The sequence below is a fragment of the Thioclava sp. GXIMD4215 genome, assembly GCF_045291555.1.
Lineage (GTDB): Bacteria > Pseudomonadota > Alphaproteobacteria > Rhodobacterales > Rhodobacteraceae > Thioclava > Thioclava litoralis.
On sequence record NZ_CP149515.1, the window covers coordinates 380267 to 397344 of the forward strand.

The window sequence follows — 17078 nt, forward strand, 5'->3', positions numbered from 1 at the left end:
GGCGGTAACGGCACCATGTCCCGCACGAAGACACTTCTGGCCTGTGTGATGGCGATTGTGGTGCTGTCGGGCCTCTCCGTCTGTATCGGGGCGGCCCGCATGGATCTGGCCGATCCGTCGGGGATGCTTGTGCTGACCGTGTCACGCATCCCGCGCACGCTGGCGGCTTTGCTGACCGGCGCCGCGCTGGCGGTGGCGGGGGTGGTGATGCAGCAGATCGTGCGCAACCGCTTTGTCGAGCCGGGCACAGCCGGAACTGCCGAAAGCGCCGCGCTGGGGATCTTGCTGACCTCGATCTTCTGGCCCGACAGTCCGATCTGGGCCAAGATGCTGGCCGCTGCGGTGGCGGCGTTGCTGGGGACATGGCTCTTTGTGAAGATGATCCGCAGGCTGCCGCCGCGCGAGGTGCTTCTGGTGCCGCTGGCGGGGATCGTGCTTTCGGGCGTGATCGGGGCGGCGGTGATCTGGGTCGGCTGGGAAGCCGACATGATGCAATATATCGCGGCATGGCTGATGACGGGCGAATTTTCCGGCGTGATTGCGGGGCGCTACGAATTGCTCTGGATTGCCGGTGCTGCCGCTGTGGTGGCCTTTTTCGCCGCGGACCGTTTCGCCATTCTGGGTCTTGGCCCCGAAGCGGCCACCGCCTTGGGGCTGAGCCCGCGCGCGGTCATGCGGCTGGGGCTGGTGGTGGTGGCCGTGGTCACCGCGATGGTGGTGGTCTCTGTCGGTATGATCCCCTTTGTCGGGCTGGTCGTGCCCAATATCGCGGCGCGTCTGATGGGCGATAATCTGCGCAAATCCCTGCCGGTTGTGGCCCTTGGCGGGGCGGGGCTTGTGTTGGCCTGCGATATTCTGGGACGCCTGATCGTGGCCCCTTACGAAATTCCGGCGGGCACGATTTTGGGGGTGGTCGGGGCACTGGTCTTCCTGTGGCTGCTCTGGAAACCGCAGCGTCCCAAGAGGCGTAAACCTGTGCCGGAGAACGCGAATGTCTGATCTGGCTCTCTCCGATCCGCGCAGGTCCCTGACCCGATGGCAGATCCTGCGCGCGCCCGTCCTGTGGCTGTCGCTGCTGTTGCTGGGGGCTTGCGCGATCTGGCTTTTTCAAGGGTTAACAGGAAATTACCAGTTTATCCTCATGCTGCGTCTCAAGAAGCTTTGCGCGCTTCTGGCGGTGGGCGCGGCGGTGGCGGTCTCCACGATCGTGTTCCAGACGGTGTCGGCCAACCGCATCCTGACCCCCTCGATCATGGGGTTCGACAGCCTCTACGCGCTGATCCAGTCGCTTCTGGTAGCGGGGCTCGGGGTAACAGGCTTTGCCATGCTGGGGGCGACGCCGAAATTTCTGACCGAGACGCTGCTGATGACGCTGCTGGCGCTGATGCTGTTTGGCACCTTGCTGCGGCGCGGGGCGCGTGACATCGCGCGAATGATCCTGACGGGGGTGATCCTTGGCACGCTGTTTCGCGCAGGGGCAAGCCTTGTGGGGCGGCTTCTGGACCCCAATGCCTATGCCACTGTGCAATCTGTGACATTTGCCAATTTCTCGCGCGCGCAGACCGATGTTCTGGGGCTGGGCGGCGCCATAACGGTGCTGGCCTGCCTTGCGGCATGGTGGATCGGGCCGCGGCTTGATATTCTGGGTCTGGGGCGTGACCGCGCCATCGCGCTGGGGCTGCGCCACGGGCGCGTGGTGATCGGGGCGCTTGTGCTGGTGGCGGTTCTGGTGGCGGTCTCGACCGCGCTGGTCGGGCCGGTGGCCTTTTTCGGGCTGATCGTGGCGGGGCTGACCCATGCCATCGCGCAACGCCATGCGGGGGGCGCGCGCCATCGCTATCTGATCCCCGTGTCGATGCTGGTGGCCATGACAATTCTGGTGGTTGGCCAGACCCTGTTCGAGAGGGTGGCCGGACAACAGGCCACGCTGTCTGTGGTGGTCGAATTTCTGGGCGGCCTCTTCTTCCTCTATCTTCTGCTGAAAGGCAAAATCCGATGATCCGTGTGGAAAACCTCTCCTATCAGATCGATGGAAACGCGATCCTGAGCGATGTCTGCTGCACCATTCCTTCGGGGCAGGTGACGGCGCTGATCGGGCCGAACGGGGCGGGCAAGTCCAGCCTGCTCAAGCTGTTGGGCCGGATCGAGACATTGCAGACGGGGCGGGTGCAGATCAACGGTCTCGATCTGGCGCAGACGCATTCGGGGCGGCTTGCGCGCGAGCTGTCTTTCATGAGCCAGAACCTTGCCGTGGCCTCGCGGCTGCGGGTGCGCGAGCTTGTGGCCTTCGGGCGCTGGCCGCATTGTCATGGGCGCCCCGGTCCGAAAGATCTCGAGATCTGCGAGACGGCGCTGCGCAATTTCGACCTTCTGGGGTTGGCCGACCGTTTTCTGGACGAGCTGTCGGGCGGGCAGGCGCAGCGGGCGCATCTGGCGATGACCTTCGCACAGGACACGCCCTGGATGCTGCTGGACGAGCCGTTGAACAATCTCGACATGGCGCATGCGCGCGCGCTGATGAGGCGGCTGTCGGATCTGCGCGATGCGGGGCGGTCGGTGGTGATCGTGCTGCATGACCTCAACCATGCTGCCGCTTGGGCCGATCATCTGATCGCAATGAAGAACGGCCGGATCGTGGCCGAAGGCGATGCGGACGAGGTGATCACGCCGCAGACGCTGGCGGCTCTTTACGAGACCGATGTGCAGGTTCTGCGCTATGCGGACCGCCCCTTGGTGCTGCACCACATCTAGCAAGCGGGTTTGTCCGTATTCTGCACGGCTTTTCGGCAGTTTTGGTCCGCAAGGCCCGCTATCGTCATGAAAAATTCCGAAACCGCATGAAAATCGGCGGTTTCTATTTGCCTGTCTCGCCTTCCCCCTAGATTTGCCCTATCCGCAGGCCAGCGCCGGAATGTCCGGTCTTGGGGCCGGCCTTATAGGGGTAGGAATGAACGACAAGAAAAAACAGGCCCTTCCGTCCGATGTCGCGGCCTCGTCTGTCAAGGGCGGAACGCCTGTCACGAAAGCCGAGGCGGGCGATCATCTGGTCGAGAAAATCGCCCGCGAACTGAGCGCCGCGATCCTGTCGGGCGCGTTGAAACCGGGCGAGAGGCTGGCGGAATCGGCCATCGCCCGCCGGATGTCGCTCTCGCGTGCGCCGGTGCGCGAGGCGCTGCGCCTTCTGGAACGGTCGCGTCTGGTGGATTACCGCGCCAATCGCGGATTTATCGTGCACCAGATGGATCTTGCCGAGATCGCGGCGCTTTATGATCTGCGGATCGTCCTCGAGACGGCGGCGATCCGGCGGCTTGTGGCGCGCGAGGACCCCGATCTGGCCGATCAGCTACGCCACCAGCTTGATCTTCTATATGGTCTGTCGGGCACGGGGGTGGCGCGGTCGCGCTCTGTCGATGCCGATCTGGAATTCCATCGTCTGATCTGTCGGCTCTCGGGCAATCCGCGGCTGGCAGAGGTGTTCGAGCAGATCGCCAATGAGGTGAAGCTGTGCATCAACCAGACCGGACGTGTCGAGGATGGTCCGCGCCGGATTGCCGCCTCGCATGAACATATCCTGACCCGTGTGATTGCCGCCGACCCCGAGGGAGCGGCGGCGGCGCTGACCGATCACCTGCGCGAGGCCGAGGCGATGATGCGGCAGCTATTCGCCCGCGCTGCGGAATAGGGGCCGCGGAATGTTTGCGGGTTTTTACGTGAAAAGACATAGCCTGCTGCGGGCAGGCATGCGATCCTGTCCGGGATGTTGGCCCGGGCGCTGGACGCTATCGGGGCAACCGAGGGGAAGCCATGACGGATGACGATTTCATCACGAGGATCGGCGAGATCCTCCTTGCGGCGGGCAAACAGCCTGCGCCCGAGGTTCTGAAGCTGTGTGACAGCCAGTTGGCCGAGGCCGAGGCGCGCATTGGTATGGTGCCGCCGATGCTGTTGCTCAAGCTCTATCGCGGGATTTCCAATGGGGGCTTCGGGCCGTTTCTGGGCCTTCTTGGGCTGGGGGGCGGCGCGACCGACAGGGCGGGCCATACTGCCGATCGTCTGCACCAGATTTACGCCGATCCCGACGACGGCAATCCCGCCCGTGACTGGCCGGTAGGGCTGTTGCCGATTTGCGAGGAGGATGGCGGGCAGTATATCTGTATCGATTGTTTCGACGAGAGCCTGCATCGATGGTGCCCCGAGCATTGGGACCAGAGCCTGCCGCCGCAATCGGCGATCCTGCCGCTTGATCTTGATCTGCGCGACTGGCTGGGGGCGTGGATATCCGGTCTGGCGGCCCCCGCCACGACAGAGCCGCTGCCGTAGGAACGGCCCCTTTCCGGCGGCTGCCGGAACACGTTTGTCGAAAGTCGGCATCTTCGGAAAACACCCCAAGGGTTTCAACCGGCCCGGCCTCCGATGGGCGGTTTGCCTCCGGCCCGAGGAGATTTTGGCAAAACCCCGCGCAGTGACGCGGGGTTTCTTTCGGGAGCGGCTCTTGCCATTTTGCCCCCGCAGGGGTTTCGTAGCCTCAGGCGCTGGCCGCATATGAGGAAAAGACCATGAAGCTGCTACGACACGGGCCCGAGGGGCAGGAAAAACCCGGGCTTTTGGATCAGGACGGACAGATCCGCGACCTGAGCGGGGTAATCCCCGATCTGACGCCCGAGCAGCTTGGCGCGGAGGCGCTGGCGCGTCTGGCGGCGCTTGATCCGGCCGCCCTGCCGCTGGTTCCGGCGCAGACCCGTCTGGGTGCGCCGGTCGCGGGCACGCGCAAGGTGCTGGCCATCGGGTTGAATTACGCCGATCATGCTGCCGAAACGGGGGCTGTGGCGCCGAAAGAACCGATGCTGTTTTCGAAAGCCGTCACCTCGATCTGCGGCCCGAATGACGTGACCGAATTGCCGCCGTCCTCGACGCGGCTTGATTGGGAGGTCGAACTGGGCTTCGTGATCGGCACACGCGCCAAGGCAATCGCGGCGGGGACGGGGCTGGCGCATATTGCCGGTTACGTGCTGGCCAATGACTATTCGGAACGCGAATGGCAGAAAGATCGCGCGGGGCAGTTTGTCAAAGGCAAAAGCCATGACAGCTTCTGTCCGCTGGGGCCGTGGCTTGTGACCCGTGACGAGATCGCCGACCCGCAGGATCTGTCGATGCATCTGAGCGTGAACGGTGAGACACGGCAGTCCGGCAGCACCGCCACGATGATCCATAAGGTGTTGTTTCTGGTCGAATATCTCAGCCAGTTCGTCACACTGGAACCGGGCGATGTCATCCTGACGGGCACACCTCCGGGGGTCGGGGCCGGTATGAAGCCGCCGCAATTCCTCAGGGCAGGCGATGTGGTGGAGCTGGGCATCGAGGGGCTGGGCCGGCAACGCCACGAGGTTGTGGCCCTTTGACCGCGTGCTGACGCTTGCGGGCGGGCCAGCCCCCGCCCGTTCTGTCAACCGCAGCAGGGAACGCGCTTGCGAGAAGCGCGAGGGAGGAGAGAGATGCGCGACGCCGATATCCGTTTTCACGAAGCCGCGCCGCAGGATGCGCCCGAGATCGCGGCCCTTCACATTGCGGCATGGCATGACACCTATCGCGGTATCCTGCCACAGGATATGCTGGACAGTCTCGATCACGGGCAGCGCACCGATCTGTGGACACGGGTGATTGCGGTCAAGGCCGGACAGGCGGAAGGCGCGGTTGTTCTGGCGCGTCACGGGGCGCGGCTTCTGGGCTTTGTGTCCTATGGCCCCCAACGTGAATCCGATCTGCGCGGCAAGGGCTATGCGGGCGAGATCGAGGCGCTCTATCTCGACCGCTCGGTGCAAGGCCGCGGGCTGGGGAGACGGCTTTTGCAGATGGCGGCCGAGGGCTTGATGCGGGCCAATATTGCCGCCGCCGCCCTGTGGGTGCTGGAGGCCAATCAGTCCGCTTGCGGGTTCTATCAGGCGATGGGCGGCGAGATCTGCGGTACGCAGATCGAGATCCGCCCCGAGGCCACCTTGCAGGACCGTGCCTATGGCTGGCTGGATCTGGGCCGGATCCTTGCGGTGACGGCGGCATGAGCGTGCGCCGGAATGGGGCCGACAGGCCCGACCCGATCACGCAGCAGCATCTGTCGCGCGATTATTTTGCTCAGCGGGCTTAGAATGAGCATCTGATATCTTGTTGTCGCGCGGATTTGCTGTTTCTTTGTGCGCTGCAGAACAGGCCAAGATATCAGGTCGGAGGAACCATGTCCCAGCAGCCCCAAACGCAGAAATGGCAGATGATCGCGGTGCTTGCCTTGCCGCCGCTGTTCTGGGCGGGCAATTTCATTGTGGCGCGCGCGGCCCGTGATCTGGTGCCGCCGCTATCGCTGGTCTGGGGGCGCTGGCTGATTGCGCTGATCGTGCTGGCCCCTTTTGCCGCGCGGCATGTCCGGCGTGACTGGCAAAGCTACTGGCGCTATCCGTGGCTGGTGCTGGGCACCAGTGTAACCTCGGTCATTGCCTTCAATACGCTGATCTATTGGGGGCTGCATTACACGCAGGCCACCAATGGCATGTTGCTGAACTCGACCATCCCCGTGCTGGTCATGCTGATCGGGGCGCTGGTCTTCCGGCAACGGCTGCGGCTGTGGCAGGCGGCGGGGCTGGCGCTGTCGCTTGTCGGGGTGGCTGTGGTGATCATGGGCGGCGACCCGCAGCGTCTGGCGCAACTGGCCTTCAACAAGGGCGACCTGTTGATTTTCGCGGCGATGGTGGCATGGGCGTTCTATACCCTCTGGCTGACGCGCCTGCCCGCCGAGATCAGCCGCGTCGGGCTTCTTGCAGTGCAGATCGTGATCGGGCTTGTCGTGCTGACGCCGTTCTGGCTTTGGGATCTGTCGCTGGGCCATCAGCCGGTTCTGGTGCCGCAAGCGGCCTTTGCCGTGCTGTTTGTGGGGATCGTGCCCTCGCTCGGGGCGTTCTTGCTGTATATGCAGGCTGTCAAGCTGGCCGGATCGGGGCGGGCCTCGCAGGCGATTCACCTGATCCCGCTTTACGGGGTGATCCTTTCAACGCTGTTTCTGGGCGAGAGCCTGCATCTTTACCATCTGGCGGGATTTGCGCTGATCCTTGGCGGTATTCTGCTGGCCGCCCGCAGTCCCAAACCGGCACAGCCGATGGTGCAGGGGGCGAAATAGGCGCGACAGGTGTTGTGTGCGGAATTGCGCAGAACTCGTGATCTCTCCGCAGTCCGGGTGGTTTTCGCGCGGGCCTTGCCTGCACAGATTAAAGAGCACTGTAGGAGATAGCCGATGATCCCTTATTCCGTTCTTGATCTGTCGCCCATTGCGCAGGGGCAGACGGCCTCGGATGCGCTGCGCCATTCGGGCGAGCTGGCCGCCCATGCCGAGCGCCTGGGCTATACGCGCTACTGGCTGGCCGAACATCACAATTCGCGCGGCATCGCCTCGGCGGCAACGGCGCTGGTGATCGGCCATGTGGCGTCGAAGACCTCGACCATCCGCGTGGGCTCTGGCGGGATCATGCTGCCCAATCATGCGCCGCTGATGGTGGCAGAGGCCTTCGGCACGCTGTACGCGCTTTATGGCGACCGGATCGATCTGGGTGTGGGGCGCGCGCCCGGTACCGACCCGCGCACCATGCAGGCGCTGCGGCGCGGGCTGGAAGCGGATCGCTTTCCCGAAGATGTGGTCGAGCTGATCGGCTTTCTGGGGCCGGTGCAGGAGGGCCAGCCGGTGATGGCGGTGCCGGGGGCGGGGTCCAGTATTCCGGTCTGGATTCTGGGCTCGTCTCTTTATGGGGCGCAGCTGGCCGCCCATCTGGGGCTGCCCTATGCCTTTGCCAGCCATTTCGCCCCCGATGCTTTGGATCAGGCGGTACAGATCTACCGCGACCGCTTCCAGCCCGGCCTGACGGAAAAGCCGCATTTCATGCTGGCGCTGAACCTCTTTGCCGCCGAGACCGACGCAGAGGCGCATCTGCTGCGCTCGTCGATGATGCAGGGCTTTGTGAATCTGCGCCGAGGCCAGACCGGCCCGCTGCCCGCGCCCGTGGCCGATCTGTCGAGCGTGGCCTCCGAGCCCGAGCTGCGCCAAGCCTCGCACCAGCTGTCGATGTCGGTTGTCGGCAGCCCCGAGACGGTCGAGCGCCAGCTTGCCGCCTATATCGCGCGCTACCGCCCAGATGAGGTCATCCTCAACGGCCAGATCTTCGACCACCAAGCACGGCTAAAAAGCTTCGAGATCGGCGCGCAGGCGATGCGGAACCTCGCGCAGCAGTCCGCCTATTCGGATGCCGGCTGAGGCGGCGGGGCTTTCTTGCGGATCTTGAGGATATCTCCGGCGGGCACCGAGAGCGTATAGCTGGTATCGCCCTGCGTGAGGCGGAACACGGCAGGCCCGTCGGGAAATTGCCACAAGATCGCACCATCTGTCCGGACCCATTGCTCGGGCGCGATCGCGGGCTCTTGCGCGGCGGGTGCGCCAGCCGCATCGAGCTGGGCGAGGATGCGCCCCTTCACCAGCACGATATCGTTTTGGGCGGAGACAAATCCGAGCCCTTGGAACAGGGTTTCGCGGCTCGCAGCGCCCTCCTCGGGCAGAAAGTACCCGATCGAGGCGATATTGAGAATGCAGCCCATCACGAAGAGCGGCAGCCCGCTGCGCTGTACGAGAGCGGTGTCACTGAGCATGGCGCTAAAGCCCAGACCGCAGAGCATAGCGCCCGGCACGAGCGGCAGCAGCGGCTTAATCGCAAGCCCCTGCGCAAAGAGCGCGGCGCCCGCTAGAGCGCATAAGATCACGGAGCAGACGAACACGACCCAATGCTCGGGCGTCAGTCTGTAGCCTGCGCCAAAGCGGGAGCGCCAGATCGGCCAGTGGAGCAGAATGCAGGCCCATAAGACGATCATCATACTGATCAGCACGGTAAAGCTGAGCGCGACCCAGACGAAAAATCCGGTGATCAGCAGGGCGATACTCTGGCCGGTCGAGGGGATGGGCAGCTGGAACCCGTAAGCGGCGGCATGTTGCAAGATCAGAAAGGCCGAGACACCCGAAAGCGCCGCGCCGAAGATGGCCGAGATCTTGGCGAGATGGACCAATGTCTCGGAAAGGGTTCTGATCTGCGCGCCAAAAGAGCGGTCTGGTTCGGTTCCGGTCGGCGCGGGCGGGTCGGTCGCGCGGGTACTGTCGGTGATTAGTACACGTAAGGGTTGTGGCAGGGGCGCAGGGGGCTTCAACCAAAATCGCATTGTCATTATCCTGTCATGAAATCATCCGCACAGGCTTTCGGCCAAAAGCCTTGCCAAACACCCTCCCATCGCGTATAGCGCGCGGACTTCCGCAGTTCAATCGAACCGGCGTAGCCTCTCGTGGCAGGGTGCGGAAAGTGGTGCCTGCCTATGAAGCCGCCTTATGAAACAGGAGAAGCCATGCCCCTTTACGAGCATGTCCTCATCGCGCGTCAGGATCTGTCCAACGCGCAGGCCGAAGGCCTTGTCGAACATTTCTCCACGGTCCTGTCGGACAACGGCGGCAAAGTCGTCGAATCCGAATACTGGGGCGTGAAGACCATGGCCTACAAGATCAACAAAAACCGCAAAGGCCACTATGCCTTCCTGAAAACGGATGCCCCCTCGGCTGCCGTTCAGGAGATGGAGCGCCTGTGCCGTCTGCATGACGACGTCATGCGCGTGCTGACCATCAAGGTTGACGCGCACGAAGAAGGCCCGTCGGTTCAGATGCAAAAACGTGATGACCGCGAAGGCGGCCGTCGTGAGCGTCGTTGATAGAGTAGGGGACTGAAAACCATGGCAAAACCGTTTTTCCGTCGTCGTAAAGTGTGCCCGTTCTCCGGCGAGAACGCACCGAAGATCGACTACAAAGACACCCGCCTCCTGCAGCGCTACATCTCTGAGCGCGGCAAGATCGTTCCGGCACGCATCACCGCAGTGTCGGCCAAGAAGCAGCGTGAACTGGCCCGTGCAATCAAACGCGCCCGCTTCCTCGCTCTGCTGCCCTACGCTGTGAAGTAAGGAGAACATCACTATGGAAGTTATCCTTCTCGAGCGCGTCGCAAAGCTGGGCCAGATGGGTGACGTTGTCACCGTGAAGCCGGGCTACGGCCGCAACTACCTTCTGCCGCAAGGCAAGGCTCTCCGCGCCTCGGCCGCCAATATCCAGGCGTTCGAAGCCCAGAAAGCGCAACTGGAAGCCCGTAACCTCGAGACCAAGAAAGAGGCAGCCGCCCTTTCCGAAAAACTCGACGGTCAGCAGTTTGTCGTGATTCGTTCGGCTTCGGACGGCGGCAACCTCTACGGTTCGGTCACCACCCGCGATATCGCGGCTGTGGCAACCGAAGAAGGCTTCACTGTCGACCGCAAGCAAGTCGTCATCCGCCTGCCGATCAAGGTTCTTGGTCTGCACGAAGTGGAAGTCCACCTGCACCCGGAAGTTTCGGCTGTGATCTCGATCAACGTTGCACGTTCGGTGGAAGAAGCAGAACTGCAAGCTTCGGGTAAATCGATTCAAGAGCTGGCTGCTGAAGAAGAAGCCGCTGCAGAATTCGAAATCTCGAACCTGTTCGACGATATCGGTTCGGCTGGTCGTGACGACGAAGACGAAGCTCCTGCCGCAGAGGCAGAAGAGAAGTAAGTTCTCTTTTCGCGACGTTTTGAAACCGCGCCTTTCGGGGCGCGGTTTTTTTATTTCCGGCAAGAGCTTATCGGAAATGGAACCATAGCCTGCCTGATCCGTTTGAAGGCAAAGACAGAAAGTGCCCCATGCCCGCAACGCCCTCCAGACGGACCCTCGCACGGCTTGTTGTCGCAGGGCTTGCGCTCTGGCAGGCCTTTGCTAAGGTCGCCCCCCCGAAGGAGACAGCCGCCATGTCCGACAGATCCAAGCCGCAACCGGGGCGTCGTGCCTCTGACCCGCCCGAGGATGCGGCAGCCTATGGTGATCCGGCGGATCGGAGTTGGGGACGGCAGGCAGCGGGCCCGTTCCAGATGGGGCTGAAAGCGTGGTGGTGCGTGCTCTTGCGGACCAAAGGACAGATCACCGAAGACCGCGTGATGGCGGTGGCCGCCGGCGTGACGTTCTATTCCATCCTCGCGCTTTTTCCGGCCTTGACTGCGCTGGTCTCGATTTTCGGCTTTTTCGCGGACCGTGGCGAGGTTCTGTCGATGCTTGACGAGGTGTCGCGCTTTGTGCCGCCCGAAGCGTTGACGCTGATCCGTGGCCAGTTGGAGGCGCTGATCGGGGCGGATCAGAGCGCGCTTGGCTGGACATCGATCGTCAGTATCGCGCTGGCGCTCTGGACGGCGAATGGCGGGATGAAGGCGCTGATCGAGGCGCTGAATGTCGCCTATAACGAACGTGAAAACCGCAACTTTTTCTGGATGAATATCGTCGGGCTGGGCATGACGCTCGGCGCGATCGTCTTTCTTTGTGTGCTGATCCTTGCAGCGGCTGTCTTGCCGGTGGCGCTGGCCTTCCTGCCGCAGATTCCCGGCTGGGGGTTTGTGGTGCTGGTGGCGCGCTGGCCCCTGATGGCGGGCGTTCTGGTGCTGGCCCTGTCTATGCTCTATCGCATTGCCCCCAACCGCCGCGCGCCGCGTCTGGTCTGGGTCTTGCCGGGGGCCTTGGCCGGATCGGTGCTGCTGTTGCTCTCGAGCTGGGGGTTTTCCTTCTATACCTCGAATTTCGGTAATTATTCGGCCACTTATGGCTCTATCGGCGCGGTGGTCGTGCTGATGATGTGGATCTGGATCGCGACCATTGCCGTGATGCTGGGGGCCGAGCTGAATTCAGAGGCCGAGCGCCAGACCGCGCGGGATAGCACCGTGGGCCCCCGCCAGCCATTGGGGCAGCGCGAGGCCGATGTGGCGGATAGCGTGGCGGATATCTCCTCCTGAGAGGAAATATCATTTTGGGCGCGGTGATCGTTCTATTGGCCGATAAGCGGCCAAGTTTTGCCCCAGTTTTCGCGCACCCTGTGCAGGATCGGCGGTAGACCTGCCGTATCGGCACGGGCCTGCTGTATCGGCACGGGTCTGTCGGGGCAGGGGAGACTACTGTGGCTTGGCTACGCTTTCTGACAGCGGTCATCGTGCCGACGGTGGCTTTGACGCTGGGGCTTCTGGCGGTCTACCAGCAAGGGGCAGCGGCCATTGGCCCGCGTGAACCGGAAGGGCGGTTGGCGGCCTCGCCGCGGCCTGTCGCGCATCCACGGCGGCTGGCTGCGAGGCCGGACGTTTCCGCGCCTGTTCTCTTTGGGCCTGCTGCCCGTGGAGATAGTCGCGTTCTTCTGCCCACGCGCATGACGCCTGTCCCGACGCAGGCCAGACCGGCCTATTTGCGGGTCGAAGGGGGCACATGGACGCGCAGCCAGCGCTTGCGGCGCTAGCGCATCGCGGCCACAAGCCACAGGCTGCCGAAGATCACCGGTTGGTGGATCAGATAGACGGCAAGGCTGTGCCGCCCCGGAAAGCCAAGCCGTCGCAAGCCCCTGCTATGGGGCAGATCGCGTCGCAACAGGCCTAACCCGTCTGCCAGCTTCGCACCGCCCAGCCCCAGCAGCACCATGCCCAGCCAAGGAAAGACCGGGACGAAATCCATCGCCGCCCCCCAGCGTGTTGACAGGCCGATCCACCAGAGCCACGGGGCATTCATCTGTGGCATCGCGAAGAGATAAGGCATGAACAGCGCCAGTCCCCCCAGCAGAAGTGTCACAAGCGCGGGCAGTCTGAGGCAGGCCAGCGCCAGCAGCGAACAGATGGCGATGGAATGCAGGATGCCGAAATAGACATAGAAGCCCGGCATGGCGAGATAGGTCACCCCAGATACCGCTATTGCCCCTGCAACAATCGCGGCCTCGCGCCGCCAGAACCCGCGCCAGCCTATGCTGCGCCCATGTGCCAGCCAGAGGCTGACCCCCACCAGAAGCAGGAAACTGCCTGCAATGGCGCGCGCATAATCGGGCCACCACAGCGGAAGGTCCGGATGGAAGCCGAGCGCCTCCAGATCATAGCCCAGATGGAAACTGGCCATAGCGATCAGCGACAGGCTGCGGAGAAGGTCGGGCCAGATCAGGCGGGAAGAGGACATGCTACCTCGGAAATTGGGTCTGGCTGGAAGATCAGCCGCGCCGCTACGAAGTCAAGGGCGGAGCCGTCACGAAATGGACAGGCGGGCCAGAGGAAGGGCAGAGCACCGCTTTGACGAGCGGACCTGTGATCGGATAGAGAGCGTCGGCCTTACGCATCGGCCAAGAAAAACGGGCAGGTTTTGGACCCGCCCGTTTTCCGAATGATCGAAAGTCTGGAAAGCTTAGAGCTCGTCGAGCGCTTCGATGGCTTTCTGCAGGTCTTCTTTCGACACGTCCTTATCGGTGACTTCGGCTTTCTCGACGATGAAATCGACAACCTTGTCCTCGAAGATCGGCGCGCGCAGCTGTTGTTGCATCTGCGGGTTCTGCTGGATGAACTCGAAGAACTGACGCTCTTGGCCCGGATATTGACGCGCTTGCATCATCACCGCTTGGGTCATTTCGGCATCGGTCACTTCGATTTCTTGCTTGCGGCCGATTTCTGCCAGCAGCAGGCCCAGACGCACGCGACGCTCGGCAAGCTTCTTGTGCTCGTCGGTCGGCTCGATCGCGCCATGATTATGGCCGTGATCTTCGGGGTGCTCTTCGTGATAGAGCTGATGCGCGATCTGGTTGGCTTCCGCATCAACCAGCGTCGGCGGCAGTTCGAAGGACACTTTGCCATCCAGCGCGTCCAGCAGGCCGCGTTTCAGGATCTGACGCGAAGCGCCTTTGTATTCCTGACCCAGACGCTCTTTGATCTGCTCTTTCAGCGCATTGAGGTCTTCGGCACCGAATTTCTTGGCCAGCTCGTCATCGATCTCGGCTTCTTTCGGGCCGCGGACTTCTTTGACGGCGCATTTGAACAGGGCTTCTTTGCCTGCCAGATGCTCGGCTTGATAGGCCTCGGGGAAGGTCACTTTGACTTCGACTTCTTCCTCTTCCTTGGCACCGACCAGCTGGTCTTCGAAGCCGGGGATGAAGGAGTTGGAGCCGAGCACCAGCGGATAGTCTTCGCCTTTGCCGCCCTCGAATGCGACATCATCCACGAAGCCTTCGAAATCGATCACGACCTGATCGCCGTCTTTCGCTTTCGAGCCTTTGCGGCGCTTTTCGAAGGATTGTGCATTTTTGGCCAGACCTTCAAGGGCTTCGGTCACGGCTTCGTCAGCGGGGGTCACGACGAGGCGCTCGAGTTTGATGTCCGATGCGTCGAATTCCGGAATTTCCGGCAGCGCTTCATAGGAAACGGTAACAACAACGTCGTCGCCTTCTTTCCAGTTCTCGCCGTCTTTCATCTCGACTTTCGGCTGCATCGCCGGACGGTCACCCGATTTCTCGAAATGCTCGTTCATTGCGCCGTCGATGGCTTCCTGCATGGTTTCGCCCATGAGGCGCGCACCGAATTGCTTTTTCAACATCGGCATCGGAACCTTGCCCTTGCGGAAGCCCTTCAGCTCGATCTCGGGCTGCGCTTCCTTGAGCTTGGTCGTGACTTTCTCTTCGAGCTCGGCGCCGGTGATGGTGATTTCGTAGCCGCGGCTGAGGCCTTCGTTGAGGGTCTCGGTGACCTGCATGTGGATTTCCTTCTTTGATGAATGCCGCGAGTCAATGCGCGGCAGGCAAGCTCAATTTCACGCGCCGTTCTATGGGGCGGCACACGTGGAAGCAAGGTGAAACTCTGTGTTCACAGGGCAGGAATGTCATAAAAGAGCGCGTTCTGGCCGTTGCTGGCCGTTGCCGGGCGGAGATTGCGGCAGAAGGCTTGGCGGGAAGGTCGCGGCAACACCCTGTCAGGGCGCGTCGTGCCGCAGGGGTGGCGCGCCAGTGCGGCGTGGCAAATGGCCGAAATGGGGCCGCCCGATTCCAAGATCCACGCCGGGACAGGGCGTGAAACGCGCTCGATGGCCCGAAAATATCGGGCGCAGGCAAACCAGAAACGAGCCTCACGATGCGCGCAAGAGCGACGGGAACAGAACAAGACCAGAACCTGAATGTGCCAACTTGTGGCGAAATGCTGATCGGAGGAAAGGTTGAAAATGTCGGAAAGCCCAACAATTTCAAAGTGGTGCGGGTGGAGGGGCTTGCCCCCCCACGCCGTTAGGCGCCAGAACCTAAATTCGGGGAAAGAAGTCGAAGATCAACACGATAGCCGGATTTTTCCGCCGGACATATCTAGAACGTTAAGAGAATGTGCCAACGAGGAAAACGGCACTGAAAACGGGCAAAAAGAAAACCCCAATGCGATGGCCGTCGCAAAGGGGTCGAATCTTCAAAGTAAAGCTGACGCTGTGGAAACGACGTCATGCGGCCAAGAATACAAGATCCGCCTCATTCGGGCAACACGCCTCATCCATGTCATCGAAAAAACTCACCCTGAGGACGCGCGGCAGATCCTGACCGCTGCGTTGATGGGGCTGTGCGCTGGCGGGCCGATGCCGTCCTTTCTGGGCGATATCCGCGAAGATGCGCGGTGGTGGAGCAAGCTCGCGACGCCGTTTGAACTCATGGAATACATGACTGAAGCCGCTGCCCAGCTGGGGCAGGTGGCCTTGGCTCGCAGTCATCGCAAGAAGCTGTTCGCGCGTCTCTGGCAGGCTATGCCCGAGAGTGACCGCAAAGCTTTCCTCGATAAAGTTGAAAAGGGGGCGCTGTGATGGATGAAGGCGACGAATGGGCGAACGTCACCCCTATGAGCGATCACCGGAAAAGTAAGTTTTTCAATGCAACGCGTTATGCCGGAAAGGACGTTCCCGAGCGCAACTGGCTGGTCGAGAACCTGATACCTTCGGGTACGGTCACTTTGCTATCGGGGGATGGTGGCACCGGCAAATCACTCGTGGCGCTGCAACTGGCTGTTGCCTGTGCGACCGGCACCAAATGGCTGGGCCGTGGCTGTTCGACGGGGCGGGCCATGTTCCTGTCTGCCGAGGATGATGAAGACGAGCTGCACCGCAGGCTTGCCGATATCGTGGAGGCGAAGGGCTTGGCCTTCGAAGATCTGGACGGGCTAGACGTATGCAGCCTTGCCGGTGAAGACGCGCTGTTCGCGAATATCGACCCAAAGCGCGGGCTGTTCGTCTCGCCGCTGTTCCAAGATATCGACACCGAGATCCGCCTTGGCAAGCCCGCCGTCGTGGTCCTCGATACGCTGGCCGATCTGTTTCCGGGCAACGAGAATGACCGCGCCCAAGCTCGCCAGTTTATTGGCATGATGCGCGGCATTGCCAAGCGGCATGACTGTGCCGTGGTCCTGCTGTCGCACCCGTCGCTGTCCGGGCTGCAAAGTGGCAGCGGTATGTCTGGCAGCACCGGCTGGAATAACTCTGTGCGCTCGCGGCTCTATCTTCACCGCATCTTCCAAGGCGACGAGGAGCCGAACCCTGACGCCCGTATCTTGGAGACTATGAAGGCCAACTATGGACCGACCGGCGAAGAGATCCGGCTAACTTGGCAGGATGGTGCCTTCGTGGCCGAAGCACCTGAAAGCAGCCTTGACCGCAATGCCAGACGCAGCAAGGCGTCTCGTAAGTTTGTCGAGTTGCTGCGCCTCCTGACCGAGCAGGGACGGCATGTGAACAGCCGTAGCGGCCCAAACTATGCGCCGACGGTCTTCGCCAATCACCCCCACGCTGACGGGATCACGAAACACGCTTTCCGTGATGCGATGGAAATCCTACTCGCCCAAGGCGCGATTGCGAACGAGCAAGTGATGCGTGATCGCAAGCCGACGACTATCATTCAGGAGGCACAAAATGCCCTGTGAAACTCCCCGCGATCTCCCCGCGATCTCGAAAAACGGGGTGCGATCTCCCCGCGATCTGCCGCGCCGCTCCCCGCGATCTCCCCGCGATCTCGGGTGCGAAACTCCTCCCCTATCTACGATAGGGGATACGGCGAGCCGCCCGCAGGCGCGGTGCTCAAGCCTTTTGTTTCTATCTGACGATATTGCCGCCCTCGCGCGGCGAGTGCGAAGACTTTCCATATCGCGCACCGACCCAGAGTGGT

The 17078-nt window shown here is 62.2% G+C and carries 19 protein-coding genes; 16 read left to right on the top strand and 3 right to left on the bottom strand.

The features are described from left to right. Positions 1–15: 15 nt before the first annotated feature. From WDB86_RS01815 to WDB86_RS01855, 9 genes are all read left to right on the top strand, one after another. Complete coding sequence (locus WDB86_RS01815; protein ID WP_339107508.1) at positions 16–999, top strand: iron chelate uptake ABC transporter family permease subunit; 984 nt, start codon at positions 16–18, stop codon at positions 997–999. Further along, a complete protein-coding gene (locus WDB86_RS01820; RefSeq protein WP_339107507.1) occupies positions 992–1999 on the top strand; it encodes an iron chelate uptake ABC transporter family permease subunit in 1008 nt (335 codons plus the stop codon). The genes WDB86_RS01815 and WDB86_RS01820 overlap by 8 nt, the downstream gene beginning before the upstream one ends. Then, positions 1996–2751, top strand: a complete 756-nt coding sequence (locus WDB86_RS01825) for an ATP-binding cassette domain-containing protein (protein ID WP_339107506.1) — start codon at positions 1996–1998, stop codon at positions 2749–2751. The genes WDB86_RS01820 and WDB86_RS01825 overlap by 4 nt, the downstream gene beginning before the upstream one ends. 196 nt (positions 2752–2947) lie before the next feature. Further along, positions 2948–3682 carry a GntR family transcriptional regulator gene (locus tag WDB86_RS01830; RefSeq protein ID WP_406736429.1) on the top strand — a complete coding sequence of 245 codons (735 nt, stop codon included), beginning with the start codon at positions 2948–2950 and terminating at the stop codon, positions 3680–3682. A 122-nt stretch (positions 3683–3804) separates the two neighbouring features. Beyond that, positions 3805–4320 (top strand): SMI1/KNR4 family protein, encoded by a 516-nt coding sequence (locus tag WDB86_RS01835; protein ID WP_339107504.1) that lies wholly within the window; start codon positions 3805–3807, stop codon positions 4318–4320. Positions 4321–4556: 236 nt separating this feature from the next. Continuing rightward, complete coding sequence (locus WDB86_RS01840) at positions 4557–5399, top strand: fumarylacetoacetate hydrolase family protein (RefSeq protein ID WP_406736430.1); 843 nt, start codon at positions 4557–4559, stop codon at positions 5397–5399. A 93-nt stretch (positions 5400–5492) separates the two neighbouring features. Continuing rightward, a complete protein-coding gene (locus tag WDB86_RS01845) occupies positions 5493–6056 on the top strand; it encodes a GNAT family N-acetyltransferase (RefSeq protein ID WP_339107502.1) in 564 nt (187 codons plus the stop codon). 170 nt (positions 6057–6226) lie between these two features. Further along, entirely contained in the window at positions 6227–7159 is a 933-nt protein-coding gene (locus WDB86_RS01850) for a DMT family transporter (RefSeq protein WP_406720895.1), read from the top strand. A 114-nt stretch (positions 7160–7273) separates the two neighbouring features. Next, positions 7274–8284 carry an LLM class flavin-dependent oxidoreductase gene (locus WDB86_RS01855; RefSeq protein WP_406736431.1) on the top strand — a complete coding sequence of 337 codons (1011 nt, stop codon included), beginning with the start codon at positions 7274–7276 and terminating at the stop codon, positions 8282–8284. On the opposite strand, the gene WDB86_RS01860 is transcribed toward WDB86_RS01855, so the two are convergent. Then, positions 8266–9234 carry a hypothetical protein gene (locus WDB86_RS01860; RefSeq protein WP_406736432.1) on the bottom strand — a complete coding sequence of 323 codons (969 nt, stop codon included), beginning with the start codon at positions 9232–9234 and terminating at the stop codon, positions 8266–8268. The two genes, WDB86_RS01855 and WDB86_RS01860, sit on opposite strands and share 19 nt — an antisense overlap. A gap of 180 nt (positions 9235–9414) precedes the next feature. On the opposite strand from WDB86_RS01860, the gene rpsF reads away from it, so the two are divergent. The 5 genes from rpsF (at position 9415) to WDB86_RS01885 (ending at position 12389) form a co-directional block, all read left to right on the top strand. Further along, entirely contained in the window at positions 9415–9771 is a 357-nt protein-coding gene (rpsF, locus tag WDB86_RS01865) for a 30S ribosomal protein S6 (RefSeq protein WP_339107498.1), read from the top strand. A 21-nt stretch (positions 9772–9792) separates the two neighbouring features. Beyond that, entirely contained in the window at positions 9793–10017 is a 225-nt protein-coding gene (gene rpsR, locus WDB86_RS01870; protein ID WP_038073027.1) for a 30S ribosomal protein S18, read from the top strand. Positions 10018–10030: 13 nt separating this feature from the next. Continuing rightward, positions 10031–10636: a 50S ribosomal protein L9 gene (gene rplI, locus WDB86_RS01875; protein ID WP_406720892.1), complete on the top strand. Its 606-nt coding sequence runs from the start codon at positions 10031–10033 to the stop codon at positions 10634–10636. 233 nt (positions 10637–10869) lie between these two features. Then, on the top strand, positions 10870–11898 hold the full coding sequence (locus WDB86_RS01880) for a YihY/virulence factor BrkB family protein (RefSeq protein WP_406736433.1): 1029 nt from the start codon (positions 10870–10872) through the stop codon (positions 11896–11898). Positions 11899–12059: 161 nt separating this feature from the next. Next, the gene (locus WDB86_RS01885) at positions 12060–12389 is read left to right on the top strand and encodes a hypothetical protein (protein WP_406736434.1); all 330 of its coding nucleotides are present in this window, start codon (positions 12060–12062) and stop codon (positions 12387–12389) included. Here WDB86_RS01885 and WDB86_RS01890 read toward each other — a convergent pair. Both WDB86_RS01890 and tig read right to left on the bottom strand, forming a co-directional pair. Next, positions 12386–13090: a DUF1624 domain-containing protein gene (locus WDB86_RS01890; RefSeq protein ID WP_406736435.1), complete on the bottom strand. Its 705-nt coding sequence runs from the start codon at positions 13088–13090 to the stop codon at positions 12386–12388. The genes WDB86_RS01885 and WDB86_RS01890 overlap by 4 nt on opposite strands. 222 nt (positions 13091–13312) lie before the next feature. Continuing rightward, a complete protein-coding gene (gene tig / locus WDB86_RS01895; protein ID WP_339107492.1) occupies positions 13313–14647 on the bottom strand; it encodes a trigger factor in 1335 nt (444 codons plus the stop codon). A gap of 507 nt (positions 14648–15154) precedes the next feature. Here tig and WDB86_RS01900 point away from each other — a divergent pair. Further along, a complete protein-coding gene (locus WDB86_RS01900) occupies positions 15155–15727 on the top strand; it encodes a hypothetical protein (RefSeq protein ID WP_406736436.1) in 573 nt (190 codons plus the stop codon). Then, entirely contained in the window at positions 15727–16836 is a 1110-nt protein-coding gene (locus WDB86_RS01905; RefSeq protein ID WP_406736437.1) for an AAA family ATPase, read from the top strand. The genes WDB86_RS01900 and WDB86_RS01905 overlap by 1 nt, the downstream gene beginning before the upstream one ends. Positions 16837–17078: the final 242 nt, after the last annotated feature.

Excerpts from the sequence above, each read along its gene's own strand:
- WDB86_RS01905 (WP_406736437.1), top strand. The coding sequence starts at position 15,727 with ATGGATGAAGGCGACGAATGGGCGAACGTCACCCCTATGAGCGATCAC.
- WDB86_RS01815 (WP_339107508.1), top strand. The coding sequence starts at position 16 with ATGTCCCGCACGAAGACACTTCTGGCCTGTGTGATGGCGATTGTGGTG.
- WDB86_RS01890 (WP_406736435.1), bottom strand. The coding sequence starts at position 13,090 with ATGTCCTCTTCCCGCCTGATCTGGCCCGACCTTCTCCGCAGCCTGTCG.
- WDB86_RS01880 (WP_406736433.1), top strand. The coding sequence starts at position 10,870 with ATGTCCGACAGATCCAAGCCGCAACCGGGGCGTCGTGCCTCTGACCCG.
- WDB86_RS01820 (WP_339107507.1), top strand. The coding sequence starts at position 992 with ATGTCTGATCTGGCTCTCTCCGATCCGCGCAGGTCCCTGACCCGATGG.
- WDB86_RS01825 (WP_339107506.1), top strand. The coding sequence starts at position 1,996 with ATGATCCGTGTGGAAAACCTCTCCTATCAGATCGATGGAAACGCGATC.
- tig (WP_339107492.1), bottom strand. The coding sequence starts at position 14,647 with ATGCAGGTCACCGAGACCCTCAACGAAGGCCTCAGCCGCGGCTACGAA.
- WDB86_RS01840 (WP_406736430.1), top strand. The coding sequence starts at position 4,557 with ATGAAGCTGCTACGACACGGGCCCGAGGGGCAGGAAAAACCCGGGCTT.
- rpsF (WP_339107498.1), top strand. The coding sequence starts at position 9,415 with ATGCCCCTTTACGAGCATGTCCTCATCGCGCGTCAGGATCTGTCCAAC.
- WDB86_RS01855 (WP_406736431.1), top strand. The coding sequence starts at position 7,274 with ATGATCCCTTATTCCGTTCTTGATCTGTCGCCCATTGCGCAGGGGCAG.
- WDB86_RS01850 (WP_406720895.1), top strand. The coding sequence starts at position 6,227 with ATGTCCCAGCAGCCCCAAACGCAGAAATGGCAGATGATCGCGGTGCTT.
- WDB86_RS01845 (WP_339107502.1), top strand. The coding sequence starts at position 5,493 with ATGCGCGACGCCGATATCCGTTTTCACGAAGCCGCGCCGCAGGATGCG.
- WDB86_RS01835 (WP_339107504.1), top strand. The coding sequence starts at position 3,805 with ATGACGGATGACGATTTCATCACGAGGATCGGCGAGATCCTCCTTGCG.
- WDB86_RS01860 (WP_406736432.1), bottom strand. The coding sequence starts at position 9,234 with ATGCGATTTTGGTTGAAGCCCCCTGCGCCCCTGCCACAACCCTTACGT.
- rplI (WP_406720892.1), top strand. The coding sequence starts at position 10,031 with ATGGAAGTTATCCTTCTCGAGCGCGTCGCAAAGCTGGGCCAGATGGGT.
- WDB86_RS01830 (WP_406736429.1), top strand. The coding sequence starts at position 2,948 with ATGAACGACAAGAAAAAACAGGCCCTTCCGTCCGATGTCGCGGCCTCG.
- rpsR (WP_038073027.1), top strand. The coding sequence starts at position 9,793 with ATGGCAAAACCGTTTTTCCGTCGTCGTAAAGTGTGCCCGTTCTCCGGC.